A 19,758-nucleotide genomic window follows, 5' to 3' on the forward strand; every position below is an offset into this window, starting at 1 on the left:
CTGACGTCAATGCAGAAGAGCGTCAATACTCATTCCGCTTCACCGCGTTGTTTCGGAACAGGATTAAAAAGCGTATTTCTCCCATTCTAATCCGCGAAGCGTATACATAGCAAGACGTGAAAGCTTTTTCAAACAAAAAAACGCAAGAAAAAGGCCGATTTCTTTTTTTGATCCCCATGTTAAAATGGAATTGGGAACTTTAACCAAACTGTCCCGGCCGGGCGAACATCGTCTTTCGGGGACCAGAAGGCGGGGATAAGCATGTTGATCGGAGTGCCGAAAGAAATCAAAAACAACGAGAACCGCGTCGGAATGACGCCAGCATCCGCAAGAGCGTATATCGCTGAAGGGCATCAGGTTCGGGTAGAATCCGGCGCGGGACTCGGAATCGGATTTTCGGACGAAGATTACGTAGCGGCAGGCGCGACGGTGGTAGACAGCGCTGCCGAAGCCTGGGCGGCCGAGATGGTCGTCAAAATCAAAGAACCGTTGGAAGCCGAATACGCGTTTTTCCGCGCCGGGTTGATTTTGTACACGTATCTGCATCTTGCGCCCGAAGCCGCGTTGACCCGGGCATTGGTGGAAAAAGGAGTCACGGGCATCGCTTACGAGACGATTCAACTGAGCAACGGCAGCCTGCCGCTGCTTACGCCGATGAGCGAAGTGGCCGGGCGCATGTCGATCCAGATCGGAGCCCATTTCCTCGAAAAGCCGTTCGGCGGCAAAGGGGTATTGCTCGGCGGCGTGCCGGGCGTGGAACCCGGTAAAGTGACGATCGTCGGCGGCGGCATCGTCGGCACCAACGCGGCCAAAATGGCGATAGGGCTCGGGGCCGACGTGACGCTGCTGGATATTAGCGCGGATCGGCTGCGGCAACTGGACGATCTGTTCGGCGGACGCTTGAAGACGCTCATGTCCGACAAACACAATCTGGAGACCGCGGTAGAGCGTGCCGACCTGCTTGTAGGAGCCGTGCTGATTCCGGGAGCCCGCGCGCCCAAGCTCGTAACCGAAGAGATGGTAAAAACGATGGGGGCCGGTTCGGTCATTGTGGACGTGGCGATCGATCAGGGCGGCTCTATCGAGACGATCGACCGAATCACCACGCATGACAATCCTGTTTACGAGAAACATGGCGTGCTGCATTATGCCGTAGCCAACATGCCGGGAGCCGTAGCGCGAACCTCCACGCTGGCGCTGAACATGGTCACTACCCCGTATGGATTGCAGATCGCGCGCAAAGGCTTCCGTCAGGCCGCGCTGGACAATCCGTCGATCGCCAAAGGCATTAATACCTGCGGAGGACGAGTCACGTATAAGGCGGTCGCGGAAGCGCACGGTTTGGCGTATACTGAAATAGAAACAATTTTAAGCGAAAAGGGAGAGACGATCGCATGAACCATGTATTTCGGCTCACGGCGCAGTGGGACGGAGGGCGTAACAGCTCCGGCACCATTGAGAGTGGCGAGCTGAAGACCGCAATCTCTATTCCTGAGCCGATGGGCGGGCCGGGAATCGGCACGAATCCGGATGAGATGCTGCTCGGAGCGGCGTCCACTTGTTACATCATTACGCTTGCCGCGATGCTGGAACGTTCTTCGATCGCCGTGCAAAGCCTGACCCTTGAGTCGGACGGGATCGTGGACGTCACGAATAACATTTTTACGTACAAATCGATTACGCATCGGCCGCTGCTCGTACTGGCCGCAGGTCAAGACGAAGAGGTTCGAGTGAAGGCGGAGCGTCTGGCTCACAAAGCCGAAAGCTCCTGTATGATCACGCGTGCGCTTCAGGGGAACGTCGAAGTATCGGCAGAGCCGACGATCGTCGTGGCCGAGCAGGCGGACTAAATCCTTGTCGGCCAAAAGCCGATATACGAAAAAGAACGATTCAACCTTTTACATTCACACCAAATACACAGCTCGCGGTATGCCAGGCGGATACAGGCATACCCCAGACAGCGCTGAGAGGACGGAATATGATGCAACCGCAGTTTCGGATAGAAAAAGACTTCCTGGGAGCCAAACAAGTTCCAGCTGACGCTTATTACGGCGTACAAACGATGAGAGCGATCGAAAACTTCCCGATTACCGGGTACCGGATCCATGAATCGATGGTTCGCGCACTCGGAATCGTGAAAAAGGCAGCGGCTCTTGCGAACATGGAAGTAGGAAGACTGCAGGGACATCTGGGAGCACCGATTGTCGAAGCCGCAGGCGAAGTGATGGATGGCGTATGGGACACGCAATTCATCGTTGATCCGATTCAAGGAGGCGCAGGCACGTCGATCAATATGAACGCGAACGAAGTGATTGCCAACCGCGCGCTTGAACTGATGGGCAAAGCAAAAGGCGACTATTTCCATCTGAACCCGAACGTTCACGTCAATATGGCGCAGTCCACCAATGACGTGTTCCCGACTGCGATTCATATTGCGGCACTCTCGCTTGTCGAGATGCTTGAAGATACGATGGAACGCTTGCAGCGTTCGTTCGAGAACAAAGCGCGCGAATTCGATCATATTATTAAAATGGGCCGTACGCATCTTCAGGATGCCGTTCCGATCCGTCTGGGTCAGGAGTTCGCCGCGTATGCACGCGTGCTGGGCCGCGACCTGCATCGGGTACGCCGCTCCAAAGAATTGCTGCATGAGATCAACATGGGCGCTACGGCAATCGGCACGGGTCTTAACGCGGACGTGAAATATATGGATACGGTCGTGGTCAAGCTGGCTGAAATCAGCGGCATGCCGCTGCGTCACGCCGAAGATCTGGTCGATGCGACGCAAAACACGGATGCTTACACGGAACTGTCCGGCGCGCTGAAAATCTGCATGATCAACCTGTCGAAGGTCGCCAACGATATCCGTCTGCTGGCTTCCGGCCCGCGCGCGGGACTGGCCGAGCTGAAGCTGCCTGAGCGTCAACCGGGATCGTCGATCATGCCGGGCAAAGTCAATCCGGTGATGTGCGAAGTGGTCAACCAAACGGCGTTCCAGGTGATCGGCAACGATCATACGATCTCGCTGGCTTCCGAAGCCGGACAGCTCGAACTGAACGTGATGGAGCCGGTGCTGGTGTTCAATCTGCTTCAGTCGATCAGCATCATGAACCAGGCGTTGACCGTGTTCCGCACGCACTGCATCGACGGCATCGAAGCCAATGAAGCAAACTGCGCCGAGTACGTCGAGCGCAGCGTTGGCGTGATCACGGCGCTTAGCCCGTACCTGGGCTATGAAATTTGCGCCCGTATCGCCCGCGAAGCGATGACGACCGGCCGTTCCGTGCGCGATCTATGCCTGATGCACAACGTGCTTAGCGAAGAAGAACTGGATATCATTTTGAATCCGTTCGAGATGACGAAGCCGGGGATCGCGGGATCTTCGCAGTTGACGCGGGAATAGATGGGTTTGTAAAGTCATGTGTGCGTGGGAAGCGACAAGACTCCGAGAAAAATTACCAGCATAGGCTTCCGAAGTGCATTTCTTCGAAATGCTTCACAAGACGCTGTCTCACTTGGAAAACGGGATTGAAATTTTAGATGGTTGTTTTCCAAGTTCAAAGGCGTATTTCACTGAATTTTTCCCTCCGTCTTCTCGCTTCCAGTTACGTTGGACTTTTTGTAGGTAGTCGTTATTGAAATTCCTTTGGGATTTTGATAACGGCTTTTTGCTCGTTGGGAAGTCGTAACTATCATGGCGCTTGCCGGGGGAGGAGAGTTATGGGATGATAGCGATGAATTTCGGAAAAAGAGAAACAAAAAAGACTGCGCGGCCATACCGCACAGTCTTTGGATCCTCATAACTTCGATTACGCTTGAACTTCTTCCGCCGATTCCGATTGTTCGTTGCCCAGACCGAATGCTTCGGCCACCAACCGAATGGACTTCAAGCGCGCATCAAGATCATGAATCGACGAGACGATCATCAGCTCATCGGTCTTGTATTCTTCCGCCAGTTCAAGCAGACGGGCTTTGACTTGCTGAGGTGTACCGACTACACGGTAGGCACGGGTTGCCGCGATTTGCTCCCGATCATAAGGCGTATACGGATATTCGGTCGCCGTTTTCACGGATGGCAAGTAAGGAAGCTCCATGCCTTTGTACATCGCGAGGAAGAACAGATCGGAACTGGAAGCGAGCTGTTCCGCTTCTTCTTGCGTATCCGCGCAGACCACCGTGATCGCCGCCAGCGACTTGGAGTTTGGCGACATTAACGAAGGCTCGAAGTTGTCATGGTAAAAGGCTGTCGCGTCCGACCCGCCTGGCGTCCCGAAAAATTGCGCGAATGCGTAGGAGGCTCCGGTTTGCGCAGCCAGACGTGCCGTGCCGCCGCTTGATCCGAGCAACCATAGCTCCGGCACCGTGTCGACCGAAGGCGATACGCTCAAACCTGCAAACCGGTGATCCGCCGGTACGGCGTCGTTCAGGTAAGCGATCAGATCCACGATTTGCTGCGGATAAGGATCTACGTTGTTATAATGGCCTTCCTGCAACGCTCTTGTCGAAAGCGGGCGTCCGCCCGGAGCGCGTCCTACGCCGAGATCGATCCGTCCGGGATACAGCGCTTCGAGCAGACGGAAGTTTTCCGCCACTTTATAAGCGCTGTAGTGAGGTAGCATGATACCGCCGGAGCCGAGCCGGATACGGGAAGTGTTGGCGGCCAAATGCGCAATTAGCACCTCGGGGCTGGAATGGGCCAGTGCTTTCGAGCTATGGTGCTCCGAGACCCAAAAACGGCTGTAACCCAAACGGTCCGCCTCAATAGCCAAGCGCGTAGTCGTCTGAAGCGCCTCTCTAGGGCCGCTTCCTTCTGTTATCGTCGATTGATCGAGAATGCCGAGCTTAAGCATATCTATGTTCCCCTTTCAAAGCCTCATTTCGCAAATGAAGCTCATATTAATAATAATGTTCAAGTCAAACGGTACGTCGGTGATCAAACATAGGCGTACTCACGCTCCATTTCGCTTTATAAGCATATCATAATCGTAAATAATAATCAAAATAATACTAACTATATAAAGTATAGTTATATTAAATCCAATTATCAGCTAGCCGAAGTATGATAGGCACACAACTAATAGGCTGAGATTCGGTATACATAATAAGTAGGCAGACAGCAAAGAATAAGGTGCAGAACCGCACGATAAGGATGACAGGAGGATTTACAAACATGAAGCTACACGGAAAGAAAGGCTCTGCCTGGAGTAAACTCGCATTTAGCGCGGGACTGGCATTTGCAGTGGCTACGAGCGCATTGCCCGCTTACGCACAGGAAACTTCATCAACAAATACAAGTATTTCTCTTGCAGCGGCGTCTGCCGGGATCTCTTCGATCGTTGCCGAGATCGACGGTCAGCCCGCGCAATGGGGGAGCAGTGTCTATACGTATCGTTCGTTGACCTATGTACCCGTGCGGGAAGGAGCCGTCTCGCTGGGGGCGAAGGTGAAATGGGATAAAGCGCAGCGCGCGGCAATCGTCACGTTGAACGGGGACGAGCTGCTTTACCGACCGGATTCCACCACCGTATCCGTCAACGGCTATGAGCTGCAAATGCCGGGCACAACACGTTATGTAAACGGGGTGCTGACCGTGCCGCTGCGCGGACTGACCGAACCCCTACATGCAACGGTGAATCCGGCGACCAGCGGCGGTGTATTGAATCTCTCGCTCAAAACAGATCGCGAAACGACTTTTACTACCAAACTCTCGGCGGTCAACGATTATCTCAAAGACGAAAATTACTCCGGCAGCGTATTGATTGCCAAAGACGGCGAAGTGCTGATGCGTAAATCGTACGGGTTGTCTTCGGCTTCGACCTTGATTCGTCCAACCGACCAAATGCGTCTCGGTTCCCTGACCAAAGCTTTCACTGCCGCTTCGATCCTGAAGCTGGCCGAAGAGGGAAAACTGAGCATTGACGATACGCTTGCCCAGCATATTCCCGATTATCCTCGCGGCGACGAAATCACGTTGGCGATGTTGCTGTCGCATACTTCCGGTATCGCGCTGAATTTTAAACGCGAAGAAGGAATCCCGTTGTCGGAAACTGTAGAAGAAATCAAAAAAAGCTCGCTCAAATTCGCGCCGGGCACCGACTATATGTACAGCAACAGCGGATTCGTCCTGCTGGCTTACATCATCGAAGAGACTTCCGGCATGAAATACGCGGACTTTGTACAAACTCAAATTCTGGACCCACTCGGCATGAAGCACAGCGGCACCGCTACAAGACAGACCAAAATCCCGACCGGCTACGAATATGATTGGCAAGCGGTCGCATGGAGGAGCGTAGACTACTACTATTTTTCCCCTTCCGGCACGGGCAGCTTATATTCTACGCTTGACGATATGCTGATTTGGTCCCAAGCTTTGAGCGCGGGAAAAGTATTATCCGAGGAAACGATGGAGCGTATGTACACCGTAAGCCCGTACAAAAACTACGGCTTTGGCTGGCATGTCGACGGCGAAGGCGCCAATCGCGTCGCTTTCCACAGCGGCGGAGGAGACGGCTACACCACCGGCATCCGCCGGGGACTGAACGACGGCACGGTCATTATCCTCCTTAGCAACCACGGCGGCCTGGACACCAACGCCATGACGGCTGAAGTCAGAACATTGGCTTTTGGCGATTGAGGGGGAGGGAAGCGAGAAGACTTCGAGAGAAATTATAAGCGTATGCTTCCGAAGTGCATTTCTTCGAAATGCTCCACAAAACGCTGTCTCGCTCGGAAAAGTCGATTGGAAGTTTTATAAGGAATTTTCCGAGTTCAAAGGCGTTTTGAACTGAATTTCTCTCTCCGTCTTCCCGCTTCCAGCTACGTTTGTTATTAAAAGATTGAAGCTGCGGGCATGATGCCGCAGCTTTTTTTATTATAATCATTGTAAAAGAAATACTAAAAGTTAGCGTGTTTATTTAAAAAGTAATTAAGCTATTAATTACAATTAATTCTCAAACAATATTCCCCCACTTTCCATCCCCAAGCCTTTATTTTCCCTGAGGCCCAAGGGAGGCGGAGGGGGAGGTCGTGTAGGAGCGAAGCGTTCGCCTTTGACTTTGAGAAATCCCATATCAAATATAATCCAATTTCTCAAAGTCAACACGCGACCGAAACGACCTCCCCCGCAGCCGACCGAGCAAGCCTCAAAAAGAAAATTAAAGTCCGTTTTCCTCCGCGTAGCGTCCCCAATGAGGACGACCGCCGTCCGCGTCTGTGAACCCGTATCGATCCGACAGTCCCCACGAACTCAAGGCTTGTCCCGTGAATGTCATGACTTCGGGATCGGCGGCGAGTTGTGCGGCGGCTTGGCCTACGAAAGCGGGCGTCTCCGAGGCGATAAAATGCGGCTCTACTTTTGCCCCATCCCGCCAATTTTCTTCCGTTACGCCGAATAGCTCCAGCATCGCCTCGGAACGTAAAAATCCTGGCGTTAACGCAATAGCGGCGATCCGATACGGACGAAGTTCCTCGGCCATCGCTTTAGCTAAATGAATCACGGATACTTTAGCCAGACTGTAGTAGACATTGCCGCGGAATCGGTCGTCCACGCCGTCCGTAATTTCCAGCACCAGACCTCCGGGTCGTTCCAGCATGAGCGGGAGCAGATAATGCGACGTGATCAGATGCGTATGCACGGCGCGCCGCTGAATCAGCAGACCGTCTTCCAGCGAATGCTCCCACAGCTTATGCTCCCAGTTGGTCAGATCGTCGCCGCCCCAGATATCATTGACCAAAATATCCAGACCGCCTTGTTCGTTTTGGATACGTTCCGCCAATCTTTTCACCTGTCCGGGATCGGAATGATCCGTCTGCACCGCCGTGGCGGTTCCTCCGCGTGCTTCGATCATTTCTGCCGTATCTTCGATGGTTTCGCTTCTTTTCATATCGGATGCTTGTTGCCTTGTTGTGCGTCCGGTGACGTAAACATGGGCGCCGAGCGCTCCCAGCTCAAGCGCGATGCCTCGTCCCGCTCCTCTTGTCGCACCTGCGACCAAAGCAACTTTACCCGTCAATGGCCTTTTATTCGTAGGCATAATGGCAACCTCTCCTGTCATTTTCGTTGTCGGGAAACGCGCTGCCCGATTGGATTGAACATTGCCCGCATTCTCAATATAGGCCATAATAGATGACAACCTTTGTCTTATATAATGGACTTACATAAAAAAGAAACCGAATACGAAGGAGGTCCTTCCGTGAGAGGCGACCGACTGATGAAAATCGTGCTGCTGCTGCAAAGCCGGGGAAGAATGTCTACGCGGGAATTGGCAGATGAACTGGAAGTGACGACGCGTACCGTAAGCCGTGATTTGGAAGCGATCGGGCAATCGGGCATTCCGATCGTGGCACATCGGGGGCGTTTTGGAGGTTGGAGCCTGATGGAAGGGTACCGCAGCAGTCTGACCGGAATGACGCCCGATGAGGCCGCTGCGCTGTTGCTTCGGGCTTCATCCGGTCCGCTTCGCGATGTGGGGCTGGGTGGACATTACGAGGCGGCTTTGCAAAAACTTAGAGCGGCTTATCCGGAACCTGAGCGACACGGGGCTGACTTTTTAATACGCCGCTTGTTGATTGATGAGAGCAGCTGGCATACACGTGCGACAGCAACGCCGGAAGCGCTCGCTGTCTGTCAGGAAGCCGTATGGGAAGAGCGTTTGTTGGCGTTTGGGTATGTGAAGGATCAGGCTACGGCGTCGAAAAATCCGAACCGTCTCGTGGAGCCGCTGGGATTGATCGTCAAACGCGGCGTTTGGTATTTGGCTGCGCGGGAAGGGGAATCTATCAAGACTTTCCGAGTGTCCAAAATGCTGAATATTCAGTTGTCGGAGAAGTGCTTTACGTACCCCGAGCATTTTGATTTGGCTGCCTACTGGAGAGATTCATTGCGCACATTTCCGGATCGATTGCCTCATTACCACGTGAGTTGCGTCATGACGGCAGAAGCGTTTCAGGCTTTTCGGGAAGAACGATATGTTCGCGTTTTGCGCGCAGAGCCGATCGAGCACGGGCAATACGAAGTGGAAGCCGATCTTGCGACACCGGAGTTTGCTTTACGTTTCGTGCTTGGTTTCGGCGTATCGGTTCGCGTCACCCAGCCGTTGGCATTTGCTGAAGCGGTAGCTGCCGAAGCGGATAAGGTTAGAAAAATGTACCGGGTATGCCCGGATTGATGAAGGAAAGAGGGGAAACGCATGATTTTGCACAAAGGAGAAATATTGTTTCGCCAGGGGGACGACGGAAAGTACCTGTATCGCGTACATAGTGGATTGTTCAAAGTCACGCGTCTGCACGAGAACGGAAATATGATTTTATTTAATGTTTTTTACGCAGGTGAGGTCGTGCCTCATCATTCGCTAATCAGTCCCAAAGAAACGCACGGCACCGCAACCGCTCTTGTACGCAGCGAGGTTGAGCCGATTCTAGCCGCTGATTGGTACCGAAGTCTGGAAGACGATCCGAAAAAAGCGTTGGAAATCGCTTTGCTGCTTCAGGAAAAGGTCCGGTTTATGCAACAGCGGATCGACCACTTGACGGCGGGGACGCCGGCAGAACGTTTGGAGCTGTTGCAGCGCTGGATGGCGAGCTATACTTATGGACAACCGCTGACGGATCTGCTCACGCAGGAGGAAATCGGACAGTTGATCGGCTTGCGTCGGGAAACGGTAAACCGTTTGCTGCGGGCATCGAAATAGGTCTTTTTTACAAAGAAAACCATCTTCTTTTACATGAAAATGACAAAAAACCATATTCGTTCTGTCGCTTCCCAAAAAGCTTTGTGGTAAAATGGTTTAGAAAGGTGACAGCGCTGGGTATATAATGCTCAGACTTCACATCCAAACACAGAAAGGATCAGGATACCATGAGTCCCCGAAGGAGTATTCCCCAAAGGACAATCTGGAAACGTTACGATCTCTCCTATACTTAGCGTCCCTCGTAGAAAGTTTGTCGGATTATCGTTGTTGACAAACACTGCGAAGGGAAGGGACATCCATGCGAAGGATGAACGCCTTGCGGTTTTCCCCTCTGGCTCGCAGCGAATTGTCGACTGGACAAATACTGCGAAAATGAGGAGATCATCGTATGAAGGCAAAAGGGAAAAGGATGAAGCGGTCCGCGCAGGCGGCCGCGATCTTAACAGGCACATTCGTTATGGCATTCGCGTTTTATCACATTAATTTTCAAAACCATCTTTCGGAAGGCGGATTTGTAGGGCTTTCGCTGCTCGGCGAATACGCATTCGGGCTGTCGCCCGCGTTGACGATTCTGATTCTCGATATTCCGTTCATGCTGTTATTCGCTCTGAAAAAAGGGTGGAGGAACATGGGACCGGCCGTACTTGCTGCGGGCTCGTTCACTGCGTTCTATGCCGGCATCGAGCATTTCTCTACGCTGAACTTCGATCTGCACGGACAGTTGTGGCTTGCCGCGTTGCTGTCGGGCATATTGACCGGGATCGGCGGAGGTCTGGTTCTTCGCTCAGGCGGAGCTACCGGCGGAGACGATTGCGCGGCGATCTGGCTGCACGAGAAAACGGGACTCAAGATCGGTACGGTATTCATTTTGATGGATGCGTCGGTACTGCTGCTGTCGCTGCTGTATCTGCCGCTGGCCGAGACGTTGTATACGGTCGCTGCCGTCTGCATCGGAGGCAAAGTCATCACATGGACCGTCGAACCGCAAATTTTGCGTCAAGGTCTGACTTCGATCACGCGTTTGTTCGCGCCATCGAAACGTCATGTGCCTCAAGCCGCACCGGAAGTCAAAGGTTTGAATAGAGTGTAAGCATATAGGGTTGCAGGGGAAGGCCCGGAGCCGCAAATTTCCCCATTCGTTTTTTGAAAAAACCGTTCCGATTTTCTCCCGCGATGGAGAAAGCCGAAACGGTTTTTTTGCATATCCGGTCTTCAGAAATTTAAAAGCGAAAGTCAGGATTGGATTTTGCCGTCCCGGTTATGCACGTAGACATGCGCGTCGCGACCGTCCGCTTCTTTTCGGGCGGATCGTACGGCGTCTTCTTTGCGTTCGTGTTCCGACAACGGCTGGTCTTGGCCTTCTGCTTTGACTGCCCAACGCTCTCCGTGCGAAACGACGTGCAGCGCGGAACTGTCGGACGATCCGGACTTTGATTTTCTTTCGTCGCCGTGACCGCCCGAATGGTCTTTGTTACGGCTGCCGCCTGGCTCGGGATGGTTTTCGTCCCATTCTTCGGCCTGCGAAGTCGCGATGGCGATCGCGCGTCCTTCCTCGTAGCCGTCTCGCAGCAAAGCGTTAGCGATCTCGACAGCTTTGTTGCGAACGCGCTCGTCCAGGTTTTTCATGGACTGCGGGTAATCGTTTTTGTCCCAGGGCATAAAGATTCCTCCTATTCGTTAAAAGCTGAATGATCGGGGCTGAAAGTATTTACTACCCTTTCGGCAGATAAACTAAGCGTTTTTTGAGTAGCCTTGTATGGAAAAAATAAAGACTTCAATCGCTTGTTATACGGTTATGGTTGTTCGTGAATCTCGGATCGGAAGAGGTTTCGATCGGGATCTTGTCAATAAATGCGCATATCCACTTATTTTCTCGCTATGATGCGTATTTTCATGTTTTTGTAGGTAGACATGCAATCTCAGCTCGGCGCAACGTTGCTTTTGTCTCTGACCAAGTCCTGGCCTGTCGCAAGCAAAGCAAGCGCGACGATCAGGCCGCCCGCCCAAAACAGCGCGGACGGGCCGAAGCCGATCAACAAACCGGCCGCCGCGGTTCCGGCCGAACCTGCGGCCGTTTTGATCCCGGCCATCGCGGCGAAAGCCTGGGCGCGTATTCCGTCCGGCGAGTACGCGGAACGAACCGCCAGAGCCGCGGCGAAAAACGGCGCGTTGGCCGCTCCCGCCAGCAGCAAGGCGGCAAAAAGCCAGGCGTACGAAGGCATGAACCCGCAGCAAACGAAGCTTGCCGCGACGGCTGCGGTCCAGCCGCGCATTTGCTTTTCCGGGTTTCCGCGCAGCGGGAACAGGACAAGCAGCAGCGAACCGGCCAGATTGCCCAGGCCGAACGCCGTGACCAGATAACCGCCGGACGGGCCGCCGGCTTGCGCGGTTCGCTCGGCGAAAGCTACCGCCAGCACGGAGATCGCGCCGCCCGGCAGCGCGGCCGCCATCGTCAGCAGCGTGGCCCGGCGCAGCGGGCCGATCGCGGCAAGCGCGCGCAGCACGCCGCGCGGCTTCGCTTGCGGTTCGCCCGCTGCGCGGGGCGGCCTGCCGGCAGGTTCGCCGCGCTCCGGCCGCGCGGCCTTCGGCAAAGCCAGCAGCAGCGGAGCCGCCGCAAAAGAAGCGGCGCTCAAAGCCGTCAGCGCGAAGCCCGCGCTCAAAGCGGCCGCCGCCGCGGCGACGGCGGCAGGGCCGAGCGTGCCGCCGATGCCGTAGGTCAGCGCGTCCCAGCTTTCGGCGCGGCGTTGCCGAAGTTCTTGCCCCGGCATCAGCGGGGCCAACAAACTGCTCAGTCCGCCGGTCAGCAGCGGACCGCAAAAGCCCGCCGCCGCGGCCAGCAGCAGCGGAATCGCCAAAGGCAAACGCCCGAAGCCGAGCGCCGCGGCCCAAATGCACAATCCGTACAGAACGGCCGCGCCGGCCAGCACGGTCCGGGCGTCTTTGGCGCGGTCCAGCAGCCGCGACGGCAGCGAGCCGAACACATGCGGCGCTGTCAACGCCGCGGCCATCAAAGCCCCGTGCGCGGCCGGTGCGCCCGATGCCGAAGCCAGCATGACGAAGCCGACGGCAGCTCCGGCATCGGCTCCTCTCGCCAGCAAAGCGGCCGATACGTAGCGGATCAAAGGCGGTCGTCCGCGTTCGCTCGGCGCCGAACGGCCGGGTTGCGTTGAACAAGACTCGCCGTTTTCTTCGCCGTTTGCGTTGTTCGTCATTGGTCCGTTTCCTTTCCCGCGGTAGGCTGAATTGACACATTCCCGGTAACGCTTTCAAACCGCTATCCGTGTCCATTACCCGCTGGACCGCGATCTGATTGCTGACCAAAACGGCAAACGACGATTTTTCAAATTTGAAATTTCCTGTTATGATGACACACATGGTCGCGTATTGCCGCGCCGCGCGGCATATTCGCGAACGAAACCGATAAACCGAAAACCGGAAGGAGCTTAACCATGAAAGTCACATTGATCGCCGGCAGCAACCGCGAGCAGGCCAGCAGCACCGTATTGATCCGCTATGTCGCCAAATTGCTGGAGGAGCAAGGATTCGAAACCGAAGTCTTCAGTCTGTACGAGCATCAGCTTCCTTTATACGGTCCGGGAGAAGCCTACGGTCACGAAGAAGTGCTCAAGCTGTCGCAAGCCGTCAAATCGGCGCAGGCTGTCGTTTTGTCGACGCCGGAATACCATTCTTCGATCTCCGGCGTGCTCAAAAACGCGCTGGACTTCCTGAACAGCGAATATTTCGAAGGCAAACCGGTATTGTCCGCAAGCTCGGCGGGCGGATCGGTCGGCGTGTCTTCGCTCGGCGCTTTGCAGGCCATCGTGCGCAACCTGCACGGCTTGAACTGCCCGGAATGGATATCGATCGGCAGCGATCAGCGCAAATTCGACGAGAACGGCGATCCGTCCGATCAGGCGACCGAGCTGCGTATTCGCAAAGCGGTCGATACGTTCGTGCATCTTATTCGCCGGATTCATGCTTAGGATATTAGATAGCTTCAAACAAAAACGGACTCCGTCATCAGACGGAATCCGTTTTTTGCGTGATTGGTCAGGCGTTCGAGCGTTTTGAAGCCAATTCGTTCGCTGGATAAAGCTGCGTTCAGGATTGAGCAAACAATGCGCGATATTCGCTATACCCTTCTTCTTCGAGCTTTTCCACAGGCACAAACCGCAGTGCCGCAGAGTTGATGCAGTAGCGCAAGCCGTCCGGACCCGGACCGTCGTCGAATACGTGACCCAGATGGGAATCGGCTTCTTTGCTGCGCACTTCGGTACGAATCATAAAGTGCGTCAGATCGACTTTTTCTTTCACCTGATACTCGCGGATCGGACGGGTGAAGCTTGGCCAGCCGCAGCCGGAATCGTATTTGTCGAGGGAGCTGAACAGCGGCTCTCCCGAGACGATATCGACGTAGATGCCTTCGCCGTGGTGGTCCCAGAACTCGTTGTGGAAAGCAGGCTCGGTGCCGTTTTTTTGCGTAACATTATACTGCATTTCGCTCAGGCGCTGTTTGAGATCGTCTTTGTTCACCGTTGTTTTCCAATGATCCTCGATAAACGCTTCGCGGCCCGAGGCTTTTTTGTAGCGTTTGTAGTGACCCGGATTTTTCTTGTGGTAATCCTGATGGTATTCTTCCGCTTCATAGAACGTTTCGGCCGGCCGGATCGGCGTTACGATAGGTTTGTCGAAGCGTCCGCTTTCGCCCAAAGCTTTTTTGGAAGCTTCGGCTTTGATGCGTTGCTCGTCCGTGTGGTAAAAGATAGCCGTACCGTAAGAGGAGCCACGGTCGTGGAATTGTCCGCCGCCGTCGGTAGGATCGATTTGCTGCCAGAACAGCTCCAGCAATTTTTCATAAGGGAAAAGCTCGGGGTTGTACGTGATTTGAACGGCTTCGACGTGGCCCGTAGTCTCCGAACATACTTCTTTATAAGTCGGGTTTTCCGTGTGTCCGCCCGTATAGCCGGAAACGACTTTCACGATGCCCGGCAAATCTTCGAACGGGGTGACCATGCACCAGAAGCAGCCTCCCGCAAACGTTGCTTTTTGAATCATAGAAGATGGATAATCGGCCATGTAGATCCCTCCGTAACTTTTATTTGAATCAATTGTTTGATGCGCAATTAAATTAGAAGTTATACTTTAAATTATAAACGTTTTTAGAGCTTACGCAAGTGCTGGCGCTTCTTTGCGGCTACAAGCCTCGTACCTTTAAGAGCTGACAAGGTATTAGATAAACGTCTCAGAGATCAACGAATCAACACGTTGCGCAGGATCGTTGTTGCTTTGCCAATCCGTTTCCGGGCGCGTATACTCGAAAAGGAAGCTGTTGCATGACTTTTATTGAAGCCGTGCAGCGCACCTTGTTCATCGACAACGAAAGGAGGTAGGATAAACCATGAGCGATTACGATGATAACCGGGATATCGACTACGAGCGTTACGAGAGCACGGAAGGACGGCGTGAGCTGGAAAAGGAAACGCAGGAGAAAATCGTCCAGGTCTACCGTCAGGAGGAAGACATGATGATTCTCGTCTATGCGCAGTGGTGTATCAATAACGATCTCGATCCGGTGGAGCTGTATTCCAGAGCCTACCCGGAGCAGCACGCGAACGAGCGCTTGGCGCGCGGGTTGGAGCTGACCGTTTCCAAAGAAGAAGCCGGCGATATTACCGACGATACGCTGCTCGGCGTCCTTACGATGTTCGGCAACGAAGATCTGGGCATGGTCGTGGCTGAGGAGATCGAACAGATGAAGAAAAAGAAACGTGAATCGAACGGCTAGACCTGTCCGACCATAACGAAATCCCGTTCAAGCGCCATAAAGCGTTCGAACGGGATTTTTTACATTTTCTCCTGCCGCGTATGCCGAAACTCTTTCGGTGACATGCCGAACTTGCTGCGGAATACCCGGTGGAAATACGTATAATTCGCAAACCCCGATGTCTCCGCGACCTGTTCCAGCGGCATCGGACTGAATACGATCCGTTCTTTTGCCATATCAAGCCGTACTTCGAGGGCATACTGCATAATGCTGATGCCGAAAGTATCTTTGAACAGATGGACGCAACGGGAGACACTAATGTCCACGTAAGAGGAAACGTCTTCGAGTTTGAACAGGGAGGAGGCGTTTTCTTCGATATACTGCTTGATCCGATAAGCGAGAAAGGTCTTGCCTGACGAGATCGGCTGTTCATTCAGCAAACGATCCGTTTCCAGGCACAAAATACGCAAATAATAATCGGAGATGCGCGGGTCCGGATTGGAAATACGACGCTGTTCGATCACGATCTGCCGGAACAAACCCAGAAGTCCTTCGCTCAGCGGGATATTGATTTTTGTCGGCCGCTTGCGTTCGTTCCACCAACGATCGATCCATTCGCCGCCGAAAAAGATGTGGTAATCCCCGCTTTCCATAGGCCGCTCGCGGTCATCCGTAGGCGAAGGAGGGAAAATTTTGAGTTCGTACGTCTCATTTGGCCCGTAGAGCAGCAGGTCTCCGGCTTCAATCCGTTGCATTTTTCCATCGACCAACGCTTCGGAAGTGCCGTCCGTCTGAAGGCGAAGCAGATAACTGCCAAGTCCCTCCGTTCGATGAACGTGAAAAGGTGTACGGTGGAAAGAAAATCCTGCGGTAAATACTTGGCACGGGAGGTCAGTCGTCTGCATATCAGCTACTCCTTGAAAAAGAAAATAAAATAATGACCAGATTGTTCATGTTTCGATTATATTCTTCATTTTAATACAAAACGATATGCAATACCATGAAAGCGAACCAACCACGAACTATAAAACCGAGAACGTCTCGGTCATCAAGCAACTTGGTCATCGACATGAAGGAGTGGTGTTCTTTTGACACGCATGAAGACTGGAATCGTCGGCTGCGGTAACATCAGTGCCATATACTTACAAAACCTAGCCGCGAGCGAATGGATCGAAGTGGTTGCGCTCGCCGACCGGGTACCCGCAAAAGCGGAAGAGCGTGCCGCCGAATTCGGCATTGCAACCGCTTGCACGATGGAAGAGTTGATGGAAGACGAATCGATACAGTTGATTATCAACTTGACGATTCCCGCCAGCCACGCTTCCGTACATCTGGCCGCCATCGAGGCAGGCAAACACGTTTACGGGGAAAAGCCGCTCGCGGTCTCGCTGGAGGATGCGCGTCTGATCCTCGATGAGGCGGCCAAGCGCAATCTGACTGTCGGCTGCGCGCCGGATACTTTTCTCGGCGCAGGGGTCAGTACGGCTCGCCGAGCCATCGAGGAAGGCCTGATCGGCCGTCCCGTTGCAGGAACTGCTTTTATGCTTGGCGGAGGTCCGGAAGGCTGGCATACGGACCCCGAGTTCTTTTATGCCTACGGCGGAGGTCCGATGTTCGATATGGGACCTTACTATTTGTCGGCGCTGGTCAATCTGCTGGGACCGATCCAGCGCATCAGCTCATCGACCGGCATCCAGATTCCCGATCGCGTTATTGGCTCAGGGCCAAAGGCTGGAACGCCGATCTCGGTTCAGACCCCGACCCATTTGGCGGGGACGCTGGACTTCGCAGGCGGACCGATCGTCACGATGATTATGAGCTTCGATGTACGCGGAGCAACCGAATTGCCGCGGATGGAAATCTACGGAACGGCAGGGACGTTATCGCTGCCTGATCCGAACTTCTTCGGCGGGGACGTCCGATTGCGCCGTGCCGGTTCGGAAAATTGGGAAGTGCTTCCGCCTATTTTCGAAAGCGCCCGCAATGAGCGGGGACTAGGCGTCGAAGACATGGTCAAAAGCATTCGGGAAAACCGTCGCCACCGGGCGAGCGGAGAGCTGGCTTATCACGTGCTGGAAGCCATGCATGCCTTTATGCACTCTTCTGCGGAAAGCCGTCATATCACGCTCGACAGCTCGTACAAAGTTCCTGCCGCAAGACATGATTCGCTCAAATTATAATTTGATGAAAAGGTGGAGCACACAATGGCACAAGTAGGATTGCAGTTGTACACCGTACGCGAAGAAATGGAAAAAGATTTCCGCGGAACACTTGAGAAGGTAGCCGCTCTGGGTTACAAAGGCGTAGAATTCCATGCGTTTTTCGGTCATAGCGCAGAAGAAGTAAAGTCGATTCTCGACGAGCTCGGACTGACGGCGCTGGGTACGCATACCGCATACACGCAGCTGCTTGAACATCTCGACGCAGAGATCGCTTACAACAAACAAATCGGCAACGACACCCTGATCGTGCCTTATCTGCAAGAAGAAGACCGTCAATGGGACAAAGTCTTCGCTAACCTGAAAGACCTTGGCGAGCGTACCCGCAAACAGGGTGCCGTGCTCGCTTACCATAACCATGATTTCGAAATGACGGAAGAAGTAGACGGCAAGCCCGTGTTCGATGCCATGTACGATGCCGTTCCGGCTGAAGATCTGCAAGTGGAAATGGACACTTGTTGGGTACACTACGGCGGTTACGATCCGGTGGAATACATCCAGCGCTACAAAGGACGCCTGCCGATCATCCATTTGAAAGACATGACACGCGATGCCGACGGTAAAGCCATTACGGCCGAGCTGGGCGTAGGCGAAGTCAACCTTGCAGCGATCGCGGATGCCGCTATCGAAGCGGGCGTGCAATGGATCGTCGTCGAACAGGACTACTGTGCGGGCGGCCAGCCGCTCGAAAGCATTGCGACAAGCATGGAATGGGTTAAAAAATACGCAGCAGAAGGAGCAAAATTGAATGTCTAAAACGCTTAACATCGCCGTAATCGGTTGTGGAGGTATTGCCAACGGCAAGCATCTCCCCGCTCTGTCCAGACAAGATAAAGCTGTACTCGTCGCTTTTTGCGACCTCGTCGAATCCCGTGCCCAAGAAGCGGCTGACCAATACGGCGCTGAAGGTGCCAAAGTCTATACGGATTACACCGAACTGCTGAAGGACGCAAGCATCGAAGTCATTCACGTCTGCACACCCAACGATTCCCATGCGGAAATCACGATTGCGGCGCTTGAAGCCGGCAAGCATGTGCTGTGCGAAAAGCCAATGGCTAAGACAACGGAAGAAGCACGCAGCATGATCGAGGCGGCGGAACGCACAGGCAAAAAACTGTCGATCGCGTACCAAAACCGCTTCCGCGACGACAGCCTGCACCTGAAAGATATGTGCGAAAAAGGCGAGCTTGGCGATATCTACTTCGGTAAAGCTATCGCGCTGCGCCGCCGCGCCGTTCCGACTTGGGGCGTATTCCTCGACGAAGAAAAACAAGGCGGAGGCCCGTTAATCGATATCGGCACGCATGCGCTTGACCTGACTCTCTGGCTGATGGACAACTACAAGCCGCAAAGCGTTATGGGCTCGACGTTCCACAAACTCGGCAGCCGCGAAAATGCCGCCAACGCTTTCGGCCCGTGGGACCCGGAACAGTTCAAAGTCGAAGACTCCGCGTTCGGCTTTATCAAAATGGAAAACGGCGCAACGATCGTGCTCGAATCCAGCTGGGCGCTCAACGTGCGCAAATTCGGCGAAGCCCAAACGCTGCTTTGCGGCACCGAAGGCGGCGCGGACATGGCCGACGGCCTGCACATCAACGGCGAAAACCGCAGCCGTCTCGTCGAAACCAAAGTCGACTTCGGCTCCGGCGGCGTAGCCTTCTACGACGGCGGCTCCGAAAACGCCGAAGACCGCGAAGCTCGCCAATGGCTCGAAGCGATCCTCGAAGACAAAGATCCGGTCGTCAAACCGGAACAAGCTCTCGTGGTCACTCAAATCCTCGAAGCCCTGTACGAGTCCGCCAAAACCGGCAAAGCCGTATATTTCAACTAAAACTTCTCACCGAAAAGTGATCTTTTGAAACGCTCTCTGCGTTCCATAAGTGCAAGGCTTTAAAACTTTATTTTTCTCCCGATTTTCTTTTAATCCCTTGGCGCCAGTGAGCGAGTCGTCATTTCGCTCACTTAGCTCTTATGTTTAGTTTTTATCTTTAGCTCTTGAAGTTCTTTAACTTTTTCCAAAAAGTGAAGTTCCTTTGCTTTTGCGAAGCTATACGGCGGAGGAAGAAAGTTCAGTGTAGGAGCTGAA

At 53.8% G+C, this 19,758-nt stretch carries 18 protein-coding genes; 12 read left to right on the top strand and 6 right to left on the bottom strand.

The genetic code is table 11. From position 1 onward, the window contains the following. Positions 1 to 261 precede the first annotated feature (261 nt). The 3 genes from ald to aspA all read left to right on the top strand — a co-directional run bounded on the left by ald (position 262) and on the right by aspA (position 3,403). Positions 262 to 1,398, top strand: coding sequence for an alanine dehydrogenase (gene ald, locus WKI47_RS11460; protein ID WP_340227257.1), 1,137 nt, complete (start codon positions 262 to 264; stop codon positions 1,396 to 1,398). Beyond that, on the top strand, positions 1,395 to 1,850 hold the full coding sequence (locus WKI47_RS11465; RefSeq protein ID WP_340227258.1) for an OsmC family protein: 456 nt from the start codon (positions 1,395 to 1,397) through the stop codon (positions 1,848 to 1,850). The genes ald and WKI47_RS11465 overlap by 4 nt, the downstream gene beginning before the upstream one ends. A gap of 128 nt (positions 1,851 to 1,978) precedes the next feature. Beyond that, positions 1,979 to 3,403, top strand: a complete 1,425-nt coding sequence (gene aspA, locus WKI47_RS11470) for an aspartate ammonia-lyase (RefSeq protein ID WP_340227259.1) — start codon at positions 1,979 to 1,981, stop codon at positions 3,401 to 3,403. A 406-nt stretch (positions 3,404 to 3,809) separates the two neighbouring features. On the opposite strand, the gene WKI47_RS11475 is transcribed toward aspA, so the two are convergent. Next, a complete protein-coding gene (locus WKI47_RS11475) occupies positions 3,810 to 4,850 on the bottom strand; it encodes an LLM class flavin-dependent oxidoreductase (protein WP_340227260.1) in 1,041 nt (346 codons plus the stop codon). Between the two features lie 320 nt (positions 4,851 to 5,170). On the opposite strand from WKI47_RS11475, the gene WKI47_RS11480 reads away from it, so the two are divergent. Then, positions 5,171 to 6,634: a serine hydrolase gene (locus WKI47_RS11480; RefSeq protein ID WP_340227261.1), complete on the top strand. Its 1,464-nt coding sequence runs from the start codon at positions 5,171 to 5,173 to the stop codon at positions 6,632 to 6,634. A 520-nt stretch (positions 6,635 to 7,154) separates the two neighbouring features. Here the strand turns inward: WKI47_RS11480 and WKI47_RS11485 are convergent. Continuing rightward, the gene (locus tag WKI47_RS11485; RefSeq protein WP_340227262.1) at positions 7,155 to 8,033 is read right to left on the bottom strand and encodes an SDR family oxidoreductase; all 879 of its coding nucleotides are present in this window, start codon (positions 8,031 to 8,033) and stop codon (positions 7,155 to 7,157) included. Positions 8,034 to 8,192: 159 nt separating this feature from the next. On the opposite strand from WKI47_RS11485, the gene WKI47_RS11490 reads away from it, so the two are divergent. The 3 genes from WKI47_RS11490 (at position 8,193) to WKI47_RS11500 (ending at position 10,779) form a co-directional block, all read left to right on the top strand. Continuing rightward, on the top strand, positions 8,193 to 9,167 hold the full coding sequence (locus WKI47_RS11490) for a helix-turn-helix transcriptional regulator (RefSeq protein WP_340227263.1): 975 nt from the start codon (positions 8,193 to 8,195) through the stop codon (positions 9,165 to 9,167). Between the two features lie 21 nt (positions 9,168 to 9,188). Next, complete coding sequence (locus WKI47_RS11495) at positions 9,189 to 9,689, top strand: Crp/Fnr family transcriptional regulator (protein WP_340227264.1); 501 nt, start codon at positions 9,189 to 9,191, stop codon at positions 9,687 to 9,689. A gap of 388 nt (positions 9,690 to 10,077) precedes the next feature. After that, positions 10,078 to 10,779, top strand: a complete 702-nt coding sequence (locus WKI47_RS11500; RefSeq protein ID WP_340227265.1) for a YitT family protein — start codon at positions 10,078 to 10,080, stop codon at positions 10,777 to 10,779. Between the two features lie 143 nt (positions 10,780 to 10,922). Here WKI47_RS11500 and WKI47_RS11505 read toward each other — a convergent pair whose 3' ends face one another. Then, positions 10,923 to 11,348 (bottom strand): DUF2188 domain-containing protein, encoded by a 426-nt coding sequence (locus WKI47_RS11505; RefSeq protein WP_340227266.1) that lies wholly within the window; start codon positions 11,346 to 11,348, stop codon positions 10,923 to 10,925. Positions 11,349 to 11,608: 260 nt separating this feature from the next. Then, the gene (locus tag WKI47_RS11510; protein WP_340227267.1) at positions 11,609 to 12,901 is read right to left on the bottom strand and encodes a hypothetical protein; all 1,293 of its coding nucleotides are present in this window, start codon (positions 12,899 to 12,901) and stop codon (positions 11,609 to 11,611) included. A 237-nt stretch (positions 12,902 to 13,138) separates the two neighbouring features. On the opposite strand from WKI47_RS11510, the gene WKI47_RS11515 reads away from it, so the two are divergent. Then, entirely contained in the window at positions 13,139 to 13,672 is a 534-nt protein-coding gene (locus tag WKI47_RS11515) for an NADPH-dependent FMN reductase (protein ID WP_340227268.1), read from the top strand. 118 nt (positions 13,673 to 13,790) lie between these two features. Here the strand turns inward: WKI47_RS11515 and msrA are convergent, their stop codons facing one another. Next, entirely contained in the window at positions 13,791 to 14,765 is a 975-nt protein-coding gene (gene msrA, locus WKI47_RS11520) for a peptide-methionine (S)-S-oxide reductase MsrA (RefSeq protein ID WP_340227269.1), read from the bottom strand. 322 nt (positions 14,766 to 15,087) lie between these two features. Between msrA and WKI47_RS11525 the strand changes: the two genes are divergently transcribed. After that, positions 15,088 to 15,474 (top strand): hypothetical protein, encoded by a 387-nt coding sequence (locus WKI47_RS11525; RefSeq protein ID WP_340227270.1) that lies wholly within the window; start codon positions 15,088 to 15,090, stop codon positions 15,472 to 15,474. 59 nt (positions 15,475 to 15,533) lie between these two features. Here the strand turns inward: WKI47_RS11525 and WKI47_RS11530 are convergent, their stop codons facing one another. Continuing rightward, positions 15,534 to 16,358 carry a helix-turn-helix domain-containing protein gene (locus WKI47_RS11530; RefSeq protein WP_340227271.1) on the bottom strand — a complete coding sequence of 275 codons (825 nt, stop codon included), beginning with the start codon at positions 16,356 to 16,358 and terminating at the stop codon, positions 15,534 to 15,536. A 183-nt stretch (positions 16,359 to 16,541) separates the two neighbouring features. Between WKI47_RS11530 and WKI47_RS11535 the strand changes: the two genes are divergently transcribed. From WKI47_RS11535 to WKI47_RS11545, 3 genes are read left to right on the top strand one after another with little or no spacing between them, the layout of a single operon-like run. Then, positions 16,542 to 17,633 carry a Gfo/Idh/MocA family oxidoreductase gene (locus tag WKI47_RS11535; RefSeq protein WP_340227272.1) on the top strand — a complete coding sequence of 364 codons (1,092 nt, stop codon included), beginning with the start codon at positions 16,542 to 16,544 and terminating at the stop codon, positions 17,631 to 17,633. A 24-nt stretch (positions 17,634 to 17,657) separates the two neighbouring features. Then, positions 17,658 to 18,428, top strand: coding sequence for a sugar phosphate isomerase/epimerase (locus WKI47_RS11540; RefSeq protein ID WP_340227273.1), 771 nt, complete (start codon positions 17,658 to 17,660; stop codon positions 18,426 to 18,428). Further along, positions 18,421 to 19,503 carry a Gfo/Idh/MocA family oxidoreductase gene (locus WKI47_RS11545; RefSeq protein ID WP_340227274.1) on the top strand — a complete coding sequence of 361 codons (1,083 nt, stop codon included), beginning with the start codon at positions 18,421 to 18,423 and terminating at the stop codon, positions 19,501 to 19,503. The genes WKI47_RS11540 and WKI47_RS11545 overlap by 8 nt, the downstream gene beginning before the upstream one ends. Positions 19,504 to 19,758 lie beyond the last annotated feature (255 nt).

It is taken from the genome of Saccharibacillus sacchari (assembly GCF_037722395.1).
GTDB classification, from domain to species: domain Bacteria; phylum Bacillota; class Bacilli; order Paenibacillales; family Paenibacillaceae; genus Saccharibacillus; species Saccharibacillus sacchari_A.